We start from the raw sequence: 15,152 nt of genomic DNA, 5'->3' as shown, positions 1-15,152 counted from the left end.
GCGACTTATACGAAGCACAGCGACAGCGGTTCGGCGACGTAGGCAGGTTTTTCCTGACCTTCAATTTCCAGAGTGGCAATAGCTTTAATCAGCCATTGACCAGGCTTCTTCTCAGTCACTTGAGCGATGGAAACGTTCAGTCGAACCCGCGAATTAACTTTTACGGGTTGGATGAAACGTACGCTGTCCAAGCCATAGTTGATCACCATTTTCAAGCCTTCAGGCGCCACGAACAGGTCTTCCATGAGTTTTGGGATCAGCGATAGCGACAGAAAACCGTGGGCGATGGTGCTGCCAAACGGCGTTTGAGCTGCTTTTTCAGGGTCGACGTGGATAAACTGAAAGTCGCCCGTCGCTTCAGCGAACAAATCGATACGTTCTTGATCAATGGTGAGCCACTCGGAACACCCTAGCTCCTTGCCTGCATAGGTTTTGAGTTCTTCGACGGGTACAAATGGCATGGGTACTCTCCTTGTTTTTTCTTATTAAAGTGGTTGTCGGGCCTGTCATTTATTGCAAGTTGATAGCGTCATTGTCGGCGTATCAGGTTCTAAGATCAGCACGGGTCACCGGGATGGTCAAGGATGTATGCGCTTGGCGAATGCCGATTTATCAGCCATCACCACGGCATGCCTATAATGGCGCCGCAAATTAGTTGGAGTTATTTATGTTGCTCAGAGGTCTGACTTGGTTGGTGCTGTTTCAATTGGTGGGTACCGGGCTTAATCACCTGTTCCTTCCAGTCCTGCCAGGGCCGATTATCGGTCTGGTGTTACTGATGGTCTTTCTCATGATTCGTGGTGAAGTCGATGAGTCAATCAGCCTTGCCGCCAGCAGCCTCTTGCGTTATCTGCCCTTGCTGCTAGTGCCGCCAGCGGTGGGGGTGATGGTCTACGCCGCCGATATTGCTGCAGATTTCTGGGCCATTGTCGGGTCGCTTGTGTTGTCATTGTTATTGTCGCTGGCCTTCGTCGGTTGGCTGATGCAGAAGTTGATTCAGCGTCAGACGCGACGTCGGGTGACTTCATGAGTATCGGCTGGAGTGGTGCCTGGGGATCGGTTATTCATCATCCGCTGTTCGGAATTGCGATTACGTTAGGCGCGTACCAGCTAATGTTGGCGGCCTATGAGAAAACCCGCTGGATATTTTTGCAGCCAGTGCTCATTTCGATGGTGTTGGTGATTGGCATATTGATCAGTTGTGGCCTGACTTATGTTGAGTACCGCAAAAGTACGGAGATTCTAAGCATTCTGTTAGGCCCGGCTACCGTCGCCTTGGCTGTGCCGCTTTATCTGAATTTACGACGGATCAAGCAATTATTTTGGCCGACGTTTACTACGCTGATTATTGGCGGTGTGTTGGCAACGTCCCTTGGCGTGACGCTGGGCTGGTTATTTGGCGCCGAGCACATGATTTTGATGACTATGGCGCCTAAGTCAGTGACCTCGCCTATAGCGATGCTGGTAGCTGAGCAAATTGGTGGTGTTGCCCCATTGGCTGCGGTGTTTGTGTTGATTACTGGCGTTATCGGTGCCATTTTCGGCCCGGGCTTGCTGTCTGTAATAGGTGTTCAGAATCATGCGGCGCGCGGTATGGCCCTGGGCTTGACCGCTCATGCCGTCGGCACCTCGGTGGCGCTGCAGGAAAGCGAGGAGTGCGGCGCATTTGCTGCGCTGGCAATGAGCTTGATGGGCGTTGCCACGGCGGTGTTTCTTCCCCTGGCTGTGTCGTTATTCGTTTAAGGAAATTCTATATGCTGCCGTTATTTCCCCTCAACGCCGTGTTATTCCCCGGCTGCACCCTGGATTTGCAGCTGTTCGAAGCGCGTTATCTGGACATGATTGGTCGCTGCATGAAAAAGGGTGAGGGTTTCGGTGTTGTGTGCATCCTCGACGGCGAATACGTCGCTCAGGCCCCCGATGGCTATGCACTGATTGGATGCGAGGCATTGGTGCGTGATTTCCAGCAGCAAGAAAATGGCTTGTTGGGGATTCGCGTGGAGGGCGCAAGACGCTTTAGGGTCGTCAGCAGCGATGTTCAGCGCGATCAATTGATAGTGGCGCAAGTTGAATGGCTCGATGAACTTCAAGATCATCCGTTGCAGGAGCGGGACGCGGACTTGATGGCGTTGTTGTCTGCGCTGGCCGAGCATCCGATGGTTGCTGCGCTGAACATGGGCGTTACTGCTATTGGCCAGCAGTCGCTGGCCAATCAGTTGGCGTATCTATTGCCATTTACCGAAGAAGACAAAGTTGAGCTTCTTGAACTCAGTGACGCACAGCAGCGCCTCAACGCGATCCAGGACTTGCTCGACGAAATGCAAGGCGATCTGCACGTTTAGATCGCCAGGTTGTGCTCAATACTGATACTGACTGATGGCGTTGGCTAAGGCATGTAGCGCGAAGAAACCATACACCGCAACCAACGAAGGCAGAATGATCCACCAGACTTTTGTCGGCATGGGTCGCAACGGTTCCTGGCGCTGAATGAGCGTCAAGCTGGCTGCGCACATAAAGAACGCCAGCGTGGCGCCGGCCAGTACGTCTGTAGGCCAATGCGCGCCTAAATAAACCCTCGACATCGCAATCGCTAACGCTGGAATACTACCCACTAGCAGCCATGTGAGACGAAAGCGCAGCGGTTGGCCGCGCCCAGCCAGAATCGCCAGCACCATAAACATCGCAAACGAGCCGGAGCTGTGACCGCTCGGCATGCTGTAGCTCGTGATGGGGTCAAGTATCACGTCGGGGCGAGCACGCGCCGCCGCCCATTTTACGAGGGTGTTGACCAGTGCCGAGCCTAAAATGGCGCCCATCGCAAAGGTTGCTTGTCGCCGCTGTCGAAGAGCCAACAGCAGGCCAAGTAACACGATCGTTATCACAACCTGGGTTTTGAAGTCACCGAGTCGAGTGATCATCACCGCGAATGGGTCGGCGGCTGAGTTGCGGTGTTCCTGTACCAACGACATCAAGCCTTGGTCAAACTGCGCAAGGTATGGCCAGCCGATGAATAGGCCAATCAGCATTACCAGGCTCAGCAGCGCAATCAACCGTGTGGCGTAGCGCTTGCCTGCGACGCTGCTGTGGATACTCACGCCCAGCAAGGCAGCAAGCCCGGCGCCAACTATCCCGGCCTGGGGCCAAAACCCTTGTGGCAGCGGCAAGCGGATAGCCGCACCCGTTGCCCAGCCGGGCAGCAAGAAAACGACAGACCAGCCGGCCGCGGCGACGAGGCTGACGGCTAAAAATCGAAAAAACGGCATGTCGAACATTCCAGCGACCATCGGCAGCATGGGACGCAGCGGCCCGATGAAGCGCCCAACCAGCAAACTGGCAATGCCGTAACGCTGAAAATAGATTTCGGCACGGTCGATCCATTCCGGGTGGTGTCGCAACCCTGGCAATCGGCGAATATTCTGATGAAAACGTCTGCCGAGGAAGTACGACAAGATGTCGCCCAGCAGTCCACCTGCAAATCCTAATAACAGTGTTTCGCCAAGCGGCAGCGAACCACTGCCGGCCAATACCGCAACGGCGAACATGAACACGGTGCCCGGCACGACGAGGCCGACAATTGCCAGGCATTCGAAACACGCTATAAGAAAAATCGCCGTACCCAACCACGAGGGATTTGCCGTCAACCAACCGGTAATGCTGTCGAGCCATGAGCCCATGTTTTAGCTTCCTTGTTCCAGTAAGAAATAGTCACGGCCTTCCAGCTGTCCACGTCGCAGGGGGTTACGTGTACAGAACCTTGCATAGGTAGCATCGACGAAACGGTACATCAGGTGTCCGTCCCGGCCTTCGGGGATGCCCAGTCGCGTGGTTTGAATAATATGTATCGGCGCTGCTCCGACATCGTCGACGAACAATTGTTCGCAATCAAAGCGTTTGGCGTCCCACATCGCAACCTTAAGCCCCAATGCTTTGCACAATAGGGTTTGCCCCGCGCACAAGCGTTCTGGCTTGCGCAACGTGCCGTTGGCATTCGGATTGTTAAGCAACATGTGGGAGAGGCTGATGCTATCGGAGAGCGTATCGACCCACGGGTAGGCCGACTTAATCAGCACCGCGTTGCCTGGCCCACCGGCGCTGAAGTTCAGTGAGTCGCCGCCGCGGGCGTAATACATATAAATGTGGCCGCCGCTTAGAAACAATGCCTTGCGCTTTTCGGTGTACCCCAGCGATGAGTGGCTCCCCCGTTCTGCTGCGTAATACGCTTCAGTTTCGATAATCACTGCCGACAGCCACAAAAAATTCGGGGCGATTCCTACTCGATGGCGGATAACCTTGCCCAGCAGACCACGGGCAAGCAATTGTGCATCACGGTCGAAAAACGAGTCAGGGAGCGGGTTAGGCACGTAGTCAGGCATCGGCATCTACGGAAATGATCGGCGAATGGGGTGTGATGATAACAACACGTGTCTTAATCGACGCTGAACGGGGTTGACCCCGGTTGTCGAGATAAACCCGTGCGGTATGCATCGACATTTTCGGCGGCAAGCCAACGCCTACATCGTCTTTGGCTGGTCGCAATTCTGTGTGAGCGGGTTTGCCTGCGCAAGTCACGACACGGTCAAGCGGTCGTCCGTCGTCGCGGGCATGGCATGAAACATGAAGTTCTTCTCACTATTTCACCGCTGTTATCGACCATCCGCCTGCCACTGCTGTCGTTACTCCTGCTCGACAGCTATAATCGGCCGCTTTCCTCTACGCCAAGACCTCTGAGACCATGACTGAGTCCGTTCTTGACTACATGACCCGCCTGGGTCGAGCTGCCCGCGAAGCTTCGCGCGTAATCGGCCGTGCCAGCACCGCGCAGAAAAACCATGCATTGCAGGCCACTGCTGCTGCGTTGGATGAAGCTCGCGCTGAGCTTTCTACTGCCAACGAACTGGACTTGGCTTCGGGCCGGGCCAACGGCCTTTCTCCGGCCATGCTTGAGCGTCTGGCCCTGACTCCGGCACGCATCGACAACATGATCGTTGGTTTGCGCCAGGTGATTAACCTGCCAGACCCAATAGGTTCGATCCGCGACATGAGCTTTCGCCCGTCCGGTATTCAAGTCGGCAAAATGCGGGTGCCGTTGGGGGTGGTGGGGATTATTTACGAGTCTCGCCCCAACGTGACCATCGACGCAGCTAGCTTGTGCCTCAAGTCTGGCAATGCCACGATCCTGCGCGGCGGCTCCGAAGCTATTCACTCCAACCGCGCAATCGCTGCCTGCATCCAGCGTGGTTTGGCGGCAGCCGATTTGCCGGCGGCGGTGGTTCAGGTCGTCGAAGTCACTGACCGCGAAGCCGTTGCGGCTTTGATAACCATGCCCGAGTATGTTGACGTCATTGTTCCACGCGGCGGCAAAGGCTTGATTGAGCGCGTCAGTCGGGATGCGCGGGTGCCGGTTATTAAGCACCTGGACGGTATTTGCCATGTTTATGTGAGTGCGTACGCAGACCTGACCAACGCCCAGAGCATCTGTTTTAACGCCAAGACCTACCGCTACGGCATCTGTGGCGCGATGGAAACCTTGCTGGTCGATGCGGCTGTGGCGGCTGATTTTCTTCCGCCAATGGCTGCGCAACTGAGGGAAAAAGGTGTTGAATTGCGCGGTTGCGAGCGCACACAAGCGTTGATTGATGCCGTTCCAGCTACTGAAGAAGACTGGCACACCGAATACCTGGCGCCGATTTTGTCGATTTTGGTCGTCAATGGCCTGGATCAGGCCATTGAACACATCAATCACTATGGGTCACACCACACCGACGCCATCGTCACTGAAAATCAGACTCAGGCCCGACGTTTCATGGCCGAAGTTGACTCCAGTTCAGTGATGGTCAACGCACCGACCAGCTTCGCCGATGGCTTTGAATATGGATTGGGTGCCGAGATTGGCATTTCTACTGATAAGCTGCACGCCCGCGGCCCGGTCGGCCTTGAGGGTCTGACCTGCGAAAAGTACATCGTGATCGGCGACGGTCATCAGTTACGTGGCCAAGGACCTGTCTGACTTGGTCGAGCCTGAAAAGACTGCGGCGGCGAAATCACCCCCTCATGCGCCGCGACGCGTTGGCGTGTTGGGTGGCACTTTCGATCCGGTGCATATAGGCCATTTGCGCGGTGCGCTGGAAGTTGCCGAGCTGCTTGAACTCGATGAGTTGCGCCTGACACCCAGTGCCAGGCCACCCCATCGCGATACCCCGAGCGTGAGCGCGCAGGACCGTCTGGCAATGGTTCAATGCGCGGTAGCCGGAGTGTCACCTTTGACGGTGGATGACCGTGAATTAAAGCGGGACAAACCGTCGTACACCATCGACACCCTGGAACTGATGCGGGCCGAATTGGCCGCAGATGACCAGTTATTCCTGTTATTGGGTTGGGACGCATTTTGCGGACTTCCGACTTGGCATCGCTGGGAAGAGCTGCTGGAGCACTGCCATATCGTGGTGCTGCAACGCCCGGACGCCGACAGCGAGTCGCCTGACGCCATGCGAAATCTGCTGGCAGGGCGCGCGGTCAGCAACCCTAAGGCCCTCAAGGGGCCGGGTGGACACATTACATTCGTCTGGCAGACACCGTTATCAGTGTCTGCCACCCAGATCCGCCAACTGCTGGCCAGCGGGAAGTCGGTACGTTTTCTGGTGCCAGACGCGGTACTGGCCTATATCGACGCGCACGGGCTGTACCATGCGCCGAACACTGAGGGGAGCCTCTGAAACTGCTGTGTTCAACACGCGTTTCGGCATCCCACACATACGAGCTGAATGAGTTTTATATGACAAAGCAAAAATTGAGTAGCGAAGAAGTGGTTAAGTTGGCAACGGCTGCCTTGGAAGACATTAAGGGTACCGATATCCTCGCCATCGATGTTCGCGACAAGACCAGCATCGCTGATTACATGCTGATCGCCACCGGCACCTCCAATCGCCAGCTTAACGCTCTGGTCGATAGCGTCCGCGACAAATGCAAGGCTGCCGGCGTCAAGCCGCTAAGTGAAGAAGGCAAAGGCGACAGCGATTGGGTGTTGCTGGACCTGGGCGACGTCATTGTTCACGTTATGACCTCCGCTGCCCGTCAGTTCTACGACCTCGAGCGCCTGTGGCAAGGCGCTGAGCAGAGCCGTGCGCTGCATTCTGTGCATGAAGGCAACCCATTCGACCCGATGACCTTTCTCGACAAAGAGTAAGGGGTCTCCGTGCGTTTGCGTTTGATCGCTGTTGGTTCGCGCATGCCCAAGTGGGTGGAAGAAGGTTGGCAGGAATATGCCAAACGGATGCCGTCCGAGCTTGCGCTTGAGTTAGTGGAAATTCCGCTCAATACCCGTGGCAAAAACGCTGACGTAGCGCGTTTTATTCGCCAGGAAGGTGAGGCCATGCTGGCGAAAGTTCAGCCGGGCGAGCGAATTGTCACGCTTGAAGTGCAGGGTAAGCCTTGGAGTACCGAACAGCTTTCGGTCGAGCTTGATCGCTGGCGTCTCGACGCACGCACGGTCAACTTGATGGTCGGCGGTCCTGAGGGACTGTCGCCGGAAGTCTGTGCGCGTAGCGAGCAGCGCTGGTCGCTGTCGCCGTTAACGTTGCCACATCCATTGGTGCGTATTCTTATTGGTGAGCAGATGTACCGCGCCTGGACAGTTCTGTCCGGGCACCCTTATCACAAATAGCCTGCGCGCCTAAATGTCTCAGCCGATCCACCTCAAAGACCACGAGAAAGACGCACACATGGTGCGCGGCCGAGTCGTGGTCGGAGCTGTGGTTGTGGTGTTAGCTGTTTGCGTACTGTTAGCGCGGCTGTATTTCCTTCAGGTCATCCAATACGACTACCACTCGACGCTTTCGGAAAATAACCGGGTGCATGTTCAGCCCATTCCGCCGAGTCGAGGCCTGATCTTCGACCGTAATGGCGTAGTGGTTGCGGACAATCGACCTAGCTTTAGTCTGAGCATGACCCGCGAGCGTTCCGGCAATTCGGCGCAAGTGCTGGACGCCATCGTTGAAATCCTGATGCTGACCGCTGACGACCGAATTTTGTTCGAGAGACGCATGAAGCAGGGCCGCCGACCGTTTGAATCGGTGCCCATCCTGTTTGAACTGACCGAAGAGCAAATAGCCCTTATTGCGGTCAATCAATTCCGGTTGCCGGGTGTTGAAGTGGTTGCGCAGTTGGTTCGCCATTATCCTCAGGGCGAACACTTCGCACACTCCGTAGGGTACGTGGGTCGAATCAATGAGAAAGAGCTCAAGGCCCTTGATTCGGTCAATTACAGCGGGACTCACCACATTGGGAAAACAGGAATTGAGCGTTTCTATGAGGCGGACTTGCATGGGCGGGTTGGCTACGAAGAAGTTGAAACCAACGCCCGTGGGCGCGTCATGCGGGTGCTTAATCGAACCAATCCAATCCCTGGAAAAGACATTGTTCTGAGCCTTGATATCAAGCTTCAACAGGCTGCGGAGGCTGCACTGGGCGGTCGTCGCGGTGCAGTGGTTGCGCTGGACCCGACAACCGGCGAGGTACTGGCGATGGTCAGTCAGCCGAGCTTCGACCCGAATCCGTTTGTCACGGGTATCAGCTTCAAAGACTACGCCGAGTTGCGAGATTCGATTGACCGACCGTTGTTCAATCGCATTCTGCGCGGGCTTTACCCGCCAGGTTCGACGATCAAACCTGCCGTTGCCATCGCCGGTCTGGATAGCGGTGTGGTCACGGCCTCATCGCGGGTGTTCGATCCGGGTTTCTATCAGCTGCCCAACTACGATCACAAGTACCGTAACTGGAACCGTACCGGTGACGGCTGGGTTGATCTGGACACGGCGATCATGCGGTCCAATGACACGTATTTCTATGATTTGGCGCACAAAATAGGGATTGATCGGCTCTCTTCTTATTTAAACAAGTTCGGGATCGGACAAAAAGTCTCGCTAGACATGTTCGAAGAATCCCCGGGGCTTATGCCATCGCGCGAATGGAAGCGAGCGACCCGGCGTCAAGCCTGGTTTCCGGGTGAAACATTGATTCTTGGCATCGGTCAGGGCTATATGCAGGCGACGCCATTGCAACTGGCGCAAGCTACGGCGCTGGTGGCCAACAAAGGGGTGTGGAATCGACCGCATCTGGCTAAAACCGTGGCTGGCATACGCCCAGTTGACGAAAACCCCATGGAGAACATTGTGCTGCGTGATGCGTCGGACTGGGCCAAGGTGAACCACGGTATGCAGCAAGTCATGCACGGCGCACGCGGAACAGCACGCAAAGCGGCTGTTGGTTCGCAATATCGGATTGCCGGTAAAAGCGGGACTGCGCAAGTGGTTGCGATCAAGCAAGGCGAGAAATATGACCGGACCAAGGTTCAGGAACGCCACCGAGATCACGCCTTGTTCGTGGGCTTTGCCCCTGCCGACAATCCTAGAATAGTGGTCGCTGTGATGGTGGAGAACGGCGAGTCCGGCTCCGGTATTGCAGCCCCTGTGGTCCGCCAGGTAATGGATTCGTGGTTGCTCGGTTCAAACGGTTTGCTCAAGCCCGAGTACACCAGCACCTCAAGCGCGGAGGCTGCGGCCAGTGAAGAGTAATTTTGATCGCATCCTCTCCAGCGATGATGTGATGCGCCGCCGAGCGACGTTCCTGCAGCGCATCCATATCGATGGGCCTCTCCTGATTCTGCTGCTGACCATCGGTGCGGGTGGTTTGTTTGTGCTGTATTCAGCCAGCGGCAAGAATTGGGATCTTATGATCAAACAGGCGACTTCTTTCGCCATTGGACTGGTTTCAATGGTGGTCATCGCTCAGCTAGAACCGCGCTTTATGGCGCGCTGGGTTCCTGTGATGTATGTGTTTGGGATGCTGCTGTTGGTGGCTGTTGATGTTATGGGCCATAACGCTATGGGCGCTACCCGCTGGATCAACATTCCTGGGGTCATTCGCTTTCAGCCGTCAGAATTCATGAAAATTATTATGCCGGCGACTATTGCCTGGTATTTGGCTAAACGAACCCTGCCCCCGCACTTGAAACATGTGGCACTGAGTTTGGGGCTTATTGGCCTTCCCTTTATTCTGATCGTGCGTCAACCGGACCTCGGCACCTCGTTGTTGATTCTCGCCTCCGGCACATTTGTACTGTTCATGGCTGGTTTGCGCTGGCGCTGGATCATCGGCGTATTTACTGCCGCCGTTCCAGTGGCCGTTTGCATGTGGTTTTTCTTTATGCACGATTATCAGAAACAACGAATTCTGACCTTCCTCGATCCTGAGAGCGATCCGCTGGGTACCGGCTGGAACATTATTCAGTCCAAAGCGGCGATTGGGTCGGGTGGTGTATTTGGTAAGGGCTGGTTGCTGGGAACCCAGTCGCATTTGGATTTTTTGCCGGAGAGCCATACCGATTTCATCATCGCCGTATTGGGCGAGGAGTTCGGCCTGGTCGGTATTTGCGCCCTCTTGTTGATCTATTTGTTGTTGATCGGGCGTGGGCTGGTGATCACCGCTCAAGCTCAGACCCTGTTCGGAAAACTGCTGGCGGGCAGCCTGACGATGACTTTTTTTGTTTACGTTTTCGTCAACATCGGTATGGTCAGTGGTCTGATGCCGGTTGTAGGGGTGCCGCTGCCCTTCATTAGTTACGGTGGAACTTCGTTAGTGACATTACTGTCAGCGTTTGGGGTTTTGATGTCGATCCATACCCATCGGAAGTGGATCGCGCAGGTTTGATTAAGGTGAACAACTCAATGCAATTGCGTAACTGGGCGGCTCGATTTGCTCCGTTGGTCGGCCTGGTGGGCATCCTTGGTTGGGTATTTGAGGCACACGCAGGCGACTACGAGGGTTCACCCCAGGTCGCTGAATTTGTCGGTGAAATGACCCGTGATTACGGTTTCGCAGGCGAGCAGCTAATGGCTGTCTTTCGTGAGGCTGAGCGTAAACAGTCTATTCTCGATGCTATTTCTCGACCGGCCGAGCGGGTCAAGCCTTGGAAAGAATACCGGCCGATGTTCATTACTGACGCGCGAATCGCGCGCGGTGTGGATTTTTGGCGTCAGCATGAGGCCGCTTTGAAGCGTGCCGAGCAAGAGTATGGTGTTCCGGCTCAAGTGATTGTTGCCATCATCGGCGTCGAAACCTTTTTCGGCCGCAACACTGGCAATTACCGTGTCATTGACGCTTTATCGACGCTGAGTTTCGATTATCCGCCGCGTGCCGAATTCTTTCGTAAAGAACTACGCGAGTTCCTTTTACTGGCGCGTGAAGAGCAAGTTGATCCGCTAACGCTTAAAGGTTCTTATGCCGGGGCAATGGGTTTGCCGCAGTTCATGCCGAGCAGTTTTCGCGCGTACGCCGTGGACTTTGACGGTGACGGGCACATTAATATCTGGACCGATCCCGATGACGCGATTGGCAGCGTCGCCAGTTATTTCAAGCGCCACGGCTGGGTTGCCGGTGAGCCCGTTGTAAGCCTTTCTTCCGTGCGCGGTGATCTGGCCGACAGCGGTTTGAGCCCCGGTATCGAGCCGGTAAAAACTGTTGGGGAGTTGCGAGCATTGGGGTGGTCGAGTCATGATGCGCTGCGTGACGATATGCCCGCGACCGCTTTTCGCCTGGAGGGCGCAGAGGGGCCGGAGTATTGGATGGGTTTGAAGAATTTTTACGCAATCACGCGCTATAACCGCAGTGTGATGTACGCAATGGCCGTGCATCAGCTGTCTGAACTGCTGGTCCAAGCACGGGGCGTCAAGTAATGCGGGCAATGCCGATTCGCAAACCACTAAAGTTCATGGCCTTCGCGGCCTTGGCCGTTCTGGTGGCCAGTTGTTCAACCAGTCGATCTCCGCAGAACAATAGTGCTGTGACCTCGGGGCCGGGTCTGGACATCAACCGTGCGCACAAAGACGGCGCGCCGTGGTGGGACGTTGACGTATCCCGCATTCCCGACGCTGTGCCGACTTTGCACAGCGGGCCTTACAAGGCCAACCCTTACACTGTGCTGGGCAAAACTTATTTCCCACTGACCGACTCCAAGCGCTATGTCGCTACCGGGACGGCGTCTTGGTATGGCACTAAATTCCACGGTCAGAACACCGCCAACGGTGAAAAATACGACCTGTATGGAATGAGTGCCGCGCACAAGACGTTGCCGTTGCCAAGCTATGTTCGAGTGACCAACCTCGATAACAACCGCACTGTGATTTTGCGCGTCAATGACCGTGGGCCTTTCTATTCCGATCGTATTATTGATTTGTCGTACGCCGCTGCAAAAAAGCTTGGGTACGCGGAAATCGGTACAGCGCGGGTCAAGGTCGAAGGCATCGATCCTCAAGAGTGGTGGGCGCAGCGTGGACGCCCAGCGCCGTTGATGCTTGATGAGCCACAAGTCGTGGCGCAGGCAGCAGCACCTGCGTTTACTGCATCCACAGGCACGATAGAGCAGTACTCGCCGCCGCCTCAGCAACACGCGGCTGCGGTGTCCCCCGTCCAGATTGACGCAAAAAAAAACGCTTCCGGACCAGCGTCTGGGCTGTATCTCCAGGTGGGCGCCTTCGCCAACCCGGACGCTGCGGAACTCTTGAGGTCGAAACTGAGCGGGATGGTCCAGACGCCAGTATTCGTCAGCTCGATAGTACGCAGTCAGCAAACGCTGTATCGGGTTCGGATGGGGCCGGTGAACACGCCGGTTGAAGCGCAGCAATTACAAGCGAACGTCAGGTCAGCCAACTTAGGTCAGCCGACGGTGGTTGCTCTGGATCAATGATTTAGCCTTGGTTTTTTCAAGGTCGCCATACAGTTGCTTCTACGGCCCAGGTTTGGAAGGGACTTGCCGACAGAGCAAGCGTTATAAGCAACTTTCAACAGAACAGCCCGATCACTCAGGCGGTTTTGTTAGCCAGGGAGAAGCCTGGCTTCAAGGCCAAATAAACGCACGACGGGTTTATTCGGTCAGATCAGCTTTGCCCGCGAGGGCATGTTTGCCCATTAGCAATTTCGAGAGACGGATGAACATCACCACCTTTGCAAAACGCCTGTGCCTGCTTGTTCCCCTGATCATCACCCCTGCCGCCGCCTGGGCGACAGAACAGATGACGCCCGCCGCGCCGCAATTGGCCGCCAAAGCCTATGTGCTGATGGATGCCTCTAGCGGTAACATTTTGGTCGAAAACAACGGTGACCAGCGTTTGGCGCCGGCGAGCCTGACCAAATTGATGACGGCCTATATCGCGACCCTGGAAATTCGTCGCGGTCAAATCGGTGAAAACGATCCGGTGACCGTTAGCGAAAATGCTTGGCGTACGGGCGGATCGCGAATGTTCATCAAGGTGGGCAGTCAGGTTACCGTGAGTGACCTGCTGCACGGCATCATCATCCAGTCAGGCAACGACGCCAGCGTCGCGCTTTCCGAGCATATTGCCGGAAGCGAGGATGCTTTCGCCGACATGATGAATAAAACCGCTGGTGACTTGGGCATGGTCAATACCCATTTCATGAACCCGACAGGTTTGCCAAATCCGGATCATTATTCTTCGGCTCACGACATGGCGCTGCTGGCACGGGCGATCATTACCGTCGACCCGGCGCACTATGCGATTTACTCGCAGAAAGAATTCTTCTGGAACGGCATCAAGCAGCCTAACCGCAACCTGCTGCTGTGGCGCGACAAGACCGTTGATGGTCTGAAAACCGGCCACACCGAAGAGGCAGGCTATTGCATGGTGTCTTCGGCCGTCCGTGATGGTATGCGTTTGATCGCGGTGGTGTTCGGCACCACCAGTGAGCAGGCTCGTGCGGCTGAAACTCAGAAATTGCTGACTTACGGTTTCCGCTTCTTCGAAACCCAAACCTTCTACCAGAAGGGCGTTGAGTTGGCTCAGGCGCCGGTTTGGAAAGGTTCGGAGCATCAGGTCAAGGCCGGTCTGGCCGATGACTTGACTATGACCTTGCCTAAAGGCCAATTGAAAAGATTGGCCGCCAGCATGACGATGAACCCACGTCTGGTCGCGCCGATCGCCAAGGGCGATGTAATCGGTAAAGTAGAAGTGAAGATGGACGACAAGGTGGTGCATACCGCTGACCTGATTGCTCTCGACGCCGTGGACCAAGGTGGAATTTTCCGCCGCGTGTGGGATAGCATCCGTCTGTTCTTCTACGGTTTGTTTAACTGATACTGCCGACCGGTGGGCACTGGCTCTGTTCGGAGCTGAGTGCCTGTCGCTCGCAACAGCTTACGAGGCCGTTACTGCCATGGCTGATACCGAAATTGACGTTAAGTCGCACCTGATTGTTTTCCCCTGCATTGATTACCCGATCAAAGTGATCGGTGATACCGGTGTGGGGTTTACTGCGTTAGTTATCGAGATTTTGGCGAAGCACGCCACCCTCGACATGGATACGCTGGCCGAGCGACAAAGCAGCAACGGCAAATACACCACTGTTCAGTTGCACATCATCGCCACCGGCGAAGACCAATTGCGCGATATCAATAGTGCCCTGCGCGCTACCGGCCTCGTGCACATGGTGCTCTGATGTCTGGCAGCCTGGGCTTTCGCGAACTAGGGGAAGTGGCTTACGAACCCACCTGGCACGCCATGCAGCGGTTTACTGAATCGCGGGTGCACGATGTGGCCGATGAAGTCTGGCTGGTGCAACATGCGCCTGTTTTCACTCAAGGCCAGGCAGGCAAAGCCGAGCACTTGTTGCTGCCGGGTGATATTCCGGTGGTTCAGGTCGATAGGGGTGGCCAAGTGACCTATCATGGCCCCGGTCAACTGGTGGTTTACCTGATGTTGGACGTGCGGCGCCTTGGTTTCGGTGTGCGCGAACTGGTTTCCCGGATTGAACGCAGTCTGATCGCGCTGCTGGCGAGTTACGACGTCGAGGCTGTTGCGAAGAAAGACGCGCCGGGCGTTTATGTCGACGAAGCGAAAATAGCCTCCTTGGGTTTACGTATTCGTAACGGTTACTCGTTCCACGGCCTGGCGCTGAATGTGGACATGGACCTTGAGCCGTTTCGCCGCATTAATCCCTGTGGTTACGCGGGGCTGGCAATGACCCAGCTGTGCGATCATGCAGGCCCGATTGAATTTGCCGAGGTAAGTGCCCGGCTGCGCGCGCAGCTCGTCAAACACCTCGACTATGCTGAGCAGACGACCCTAGCGGGCGGAATCGATTGA

Annotated in this window: 17 protein-coding genes; 14 read left to right on the top strand and 3 right to left on the bottom strand. The window is 55.7% G+C overall.

Going from position 1 to position 15,152, the window contains the following annotated elements:
- Nucleotides 1-5: 5 nt before the first annotated feature.
- Nucleotides 6-461 (bottom strand): MaoC family dehydratase, encoded by a 456-nt coding sequence (locus QN378_RS09565; protein ID WP_322205532.1) that lies wholly within the window; start codon nucleotides 459-461, stop codon nucleotides 6-8.
- Between the two features lie 206 nt (nucleotides 462-667).
- On the opposite strand from QN378_RS09565, the gene QN378_RS09560 reads away from it, so the two are divergent.
- From QN378_RS09560 to QN378_RS09550, 3 genes are read left to right on the top strand one after another with little or no spacing between them, the layout of a single operon-like run.
- The gene (locus tag QN378_RS09560) at nucleotides 668-1,030 is read left to right on the top strand and encodes a CidA/LrgA family protein (RefSeq protein ID WP_323550625.1); all 363 of its coding nucleotides are present in this window, start codon (nucleotides 668-670) and stop codon (nucleotides 1,028-1,030) included.
- Nucleotides 1,027-1,743, top strand: coding sequence for an LrgB family protein (locus tag QN378_RS09555; protein ID WP_322205530.1), 717 nt, complete (start codon nucleotides 1,027-1,029; stop codon nucleotides 1,741-1,743). Before QN378_RS09560 ends, QN378_RS09555 begins: the two co-directional genes overlap by 4 nt.
- Before the next feature lie 11 nt (nucleotides 1,744-1,754).
- Nucleotides 1,755-2,342 carry an LON peptidase substrate-binding domain-containing protein gene (locus tag QN378_RS09550; RefSeq protein WP_323550627.1) on the top strand — a complete coding sequence of 196 codons (588 nt, stop codon included), beginning with the start codon at nucleotides 1,755-1,757 and terminating at the stop codon, nucleotides 2,340-2,342.
- A gap of 15 nt (nucleotides 2,343-2,357) precedes the next feature.
- Here the strand turns inward: QN378_RS09550 and QN378_RS09545 are convergent, their stop codons facing one another.
- Complete coding sequence (locus QN378_RS09545) at nucleotides 2,358-3,674, bottom strand: bifunctional DedA family/phosphatase PAP2 family protein (RefSeq protein ID WP_322205528.1); 1,317 nt, start codon at nucleotides 3,672-3,674, stop codon at nucleotides 2,358-2,360.
- Nucleotides 3,675-3,677: 3 nt separating this feature from the next.
- Entirely contained in the window at nucleotides 3,678-4,379 is a 702-nt protein-coding gene (locus tag QN378_RS09540) for a DNA-3-methyladenine glycosylase (RefSeq protein WP_407074074.1), read from the bottom strand.
- Nucleotides 4,380-4,732: 353 nt separating this feature from the next.
- On the opposite strand from QN378_RS09540, the gene QN378_RS09535 reads away from it, so the two are divergent.
- The 11 genes from QN378_RS09535 (at nucleotide 4,733) to lipB (ending at nucleotide 15,152) form a co-directional block, all read left to right on the top strand.
- Nucleotides 4,733-6,007: a glutamate-5-semialdehyde dehydrogenase gene (locus tag QN378_RS09535; RefSeq protein ID WP_322205526.1), complete on the top strand. Its 1,275-nt coding sequence runs from the start codon at nucleotides 4,733-4,735 to the stop codon at nucleotides 6,005-6,007.
- Between the two features lies 1 nt (nucleotide 6,008).
- Complete coding sequence (gene nadD, locus QN378_RS09530; protein ID WP_322206948.1) at nucleotides 6,009-6,713, top strand: nicotinate-nucleotide adenylyltransferase; 705 nt, start codon at nucleotides 6,009-6,011, stop codon at nucleotides 6,711-6,713.
- Between the two features lie 59 nt (nucleotides 6,714-6,772).
- On the top strand, nucleotides 6,773-7,183 hold the full coding sequence (gene rsfS / locus QN378_RS09525; protein ID WP_322205525.1) for a ribosome silencing factor: 411 nt from the start codon (nucleotides 6,773-6,775) through the stop codon (nucleotides 7,181-7,183).
- Between the two features lie 9 nt (nucleotides 7,184-7,192).
- Nucleotides 7,193-7,660 (top strand): 23S rRNA (pseudouridine(1915)-N(3))-methyltransferase RlmH, encoded by a 468-nt coding sequence (gene rlmH, locus QN378_RS09520; RefSeq protein ID WP_322205524.1) that lies wholly within the window; start codon nucleotides 7,193-7,195, stop codon nucleotides 7,658-7,660.
- A 13-nt stretch (nucleotides 7,661-7,673) separates the two neighbouring features.
- Complete coding sequence (gene mrdA / locus QN378_RS09515; RefSeq protein WP_322205523.1) at nucleotides 7,674-9,569, top strand: penicillin-binding protein 2; 1,896 nt, start codon at nucleotides 7,674-7,676, stop codon at nucleotides 9,567-9,569.
- 31 nt (nucleotides 9,570-9,600) lie between these two features.
- On the top strand, nucleotides 9,601-10,704 hold the full coding sequence (rodA, locus tag QN378_RS09510; protein WP_323550631.1) for a rod shape-determining protein RodA: 1,104 nt from the start codon (nucleotides 9,601-9,603) through the stop codon (nucleotides 10,702-10,704).
- 17 nt (nucleotides 10,705-10,721) lie between these two features.
- The gene (gene mltB / locus QN378_RS09505) at nucleotides 10,722-11,729 is read left to right on the top strand and encodes a lytic murein transglycosylase B (protein WP_322205522.1); all 1,008 of its coding nucleotides are present in this window, start codon (nucleotides 10,722-10,724) and stop codon (nucleotides 11,727-11,729) included.
- A complete protein-coding gene (locus QN378_RS09500) occupies nucleotides 11,729-12,739 on the top strand; it encodes a septal ring lytic transglycosylase RlpA family protein (protein WP_322205521.1) in 1,011 nt (336 codons plus the stop codon). The genes mltB and QN378_RS09500 overlap by 1 nt, the downstream gene beginning before the upstream one ends.
- Before the next feature lie 241 nt (nucleotides 12,740-12,980).
- Entirely contained in the window at nucleotides 12,981-14,144 is a 1,164-nt protein-coding gene (locus QN378_RS09495) for a D-alanyl-D-alanine carboxypeptidase family protein (protein ID WP_322205520.1), read from the top strand.
- A 79-nt stretch (nucleotides 14,145-14,223) separates the two neighbouring features.
- A complete protein-coding gene (locus QN378_RS09490; protein WP_322205519.1) occupies nucleotides 14,224-14,505 on the top strand; it encodes a DUF493 domain-containing protein in 282 nt (93 codons plus the stop codon).
- Complete coding sequence (lipB, locus tag QN378_RS09485; protein ID WP_322205518.1) at nucleotides 14,505-15,152, top strand: lipoyl(octanoyl) transferase LipB; 648 nt, start codon at nucleotides 14,505-14,507, stop codon at nucleotides 15,150-15,152. The genes QN378_RS09490 and lipB overlap by 1 nt, the downstream gene beginning before the upstream one ends.

It is taken from the genome of Pseudomonas sp. 10S5 (assembly GCF_035019745.1).
In the GTDB taxonomy this organism is placed as follows: domain Bacteria; phylum Pseudomonadota; class Gammaproteobacteria; order Pseudomonadales; family Pseudomonadaceae; genus Aquipseudomonas.
The sequence above is the reverse complement of the archived record's forward strand: the minus strand, read 5'-3'. Positions and strand labels throughout refer to the sequence as shown.

Bases quoted from the DNA above. Each gene is read 5' to 3' on its own strand.
- QN378_RS09565 (WP_322205532.1), bottom strand. From the start codon at position 461: ATGCCATTTGTACCCGTCGAAGAACTCAAAACCTATGCAGGCAAGGAG.
- QN378_RS09560 (WP_323550625.1), top strand. From the start codon at position 668: ATGTTGCTCAGAGGTCTGACTTGGTTGGTGCTGTTTCAATTGGTGGGT.
- QN378_RS09555 (WP_322205530.1), top strand. From the start codon at position 1,027: ATGAGTATCGGCTGGAGTGGTGCCTGGGGATCGGTTATTCATCATCCG.
- QN378_RS09550 (WP_323550627.1), top strand. From the start codon at position 1,755: ATGCTGCCGTTATTTCCCCTCAACGCCGTGTTATTCCCCGGCTGCACC.
- QN378_RS09545 (WP_322205528.1), bottom strand. From the start codon at position 3,674: ATGGGCTCATGGCTCGACAGCATTACCGGTTGGTTGACGGCAAATCCC.
- QN378_RS09540 (WP_407074074.1), bottom strand. From the start codon at position 4,379: ATGCCGATGCCTGACTACGTGCCTAACCCGCTCCCTGACTCGTTTTTC.
- QN378_RS09535 (WP_322205526.1), top strand. From the start codon at position 4,733: ATGACTGAGTCCGTTCTTGACTACATGACCCGCCTGGGTCGAGCTGCC.
- rsfS (WP_322205525.1), top strand. From the start codon at position 6,773: ATGACAAAGCAAAAATTGAGTAGCGAAGAAGTGGTTAAGTTGGCAACG.
- mrdA (WP_322205523.1), top strand. From the start codon at position 7,674: ATGTCTCAGCCGATCCACCTCAAAGACCACGAGAAAGACGCACACATG.
- rodA (WP_323550631.1), top strand. From the start codon at position 9,601: ATGCGCCGCCGAGCGACGTTCCTGCAGCGCATCCATATCGATGGGCCT.
- mltB (WP_322205522.1), top strand. From the start codon at position 10,722: ATGCAATTGCGTAACTGGGCGGCTCGATTTGCTCCGTTGGTCGGCCTG.
- QN378_RS09500 (WP_322205521.1), top strand. From the start codon at position 11,729: ATGCGGGCAATGCCGATTCGCAAACCACTAAAGTTCATGGCCTTCGCG.
- QN378_RS09495 (WP_322205520.1), top strand. From the start codon at position 12,981: ATGAACATCACCACCTTTGCAAAACGCCTGTGCCTGCTTGTTCCCCTG.
- QN378_RS09490 (WP_322205519.1), top strand. From the start codon at position 14,224: ATGGCTGATACCGAAATTGACGTTAAGTCGCACCTGATTGTTTTCCCC.
- lipB (WP_322205518.1), top strand. From the start codon at position 14,505: ATGTCTGGCAGCCTGGGCTTTCGCGAACTAGGGGAAGTGGCTTACGAA.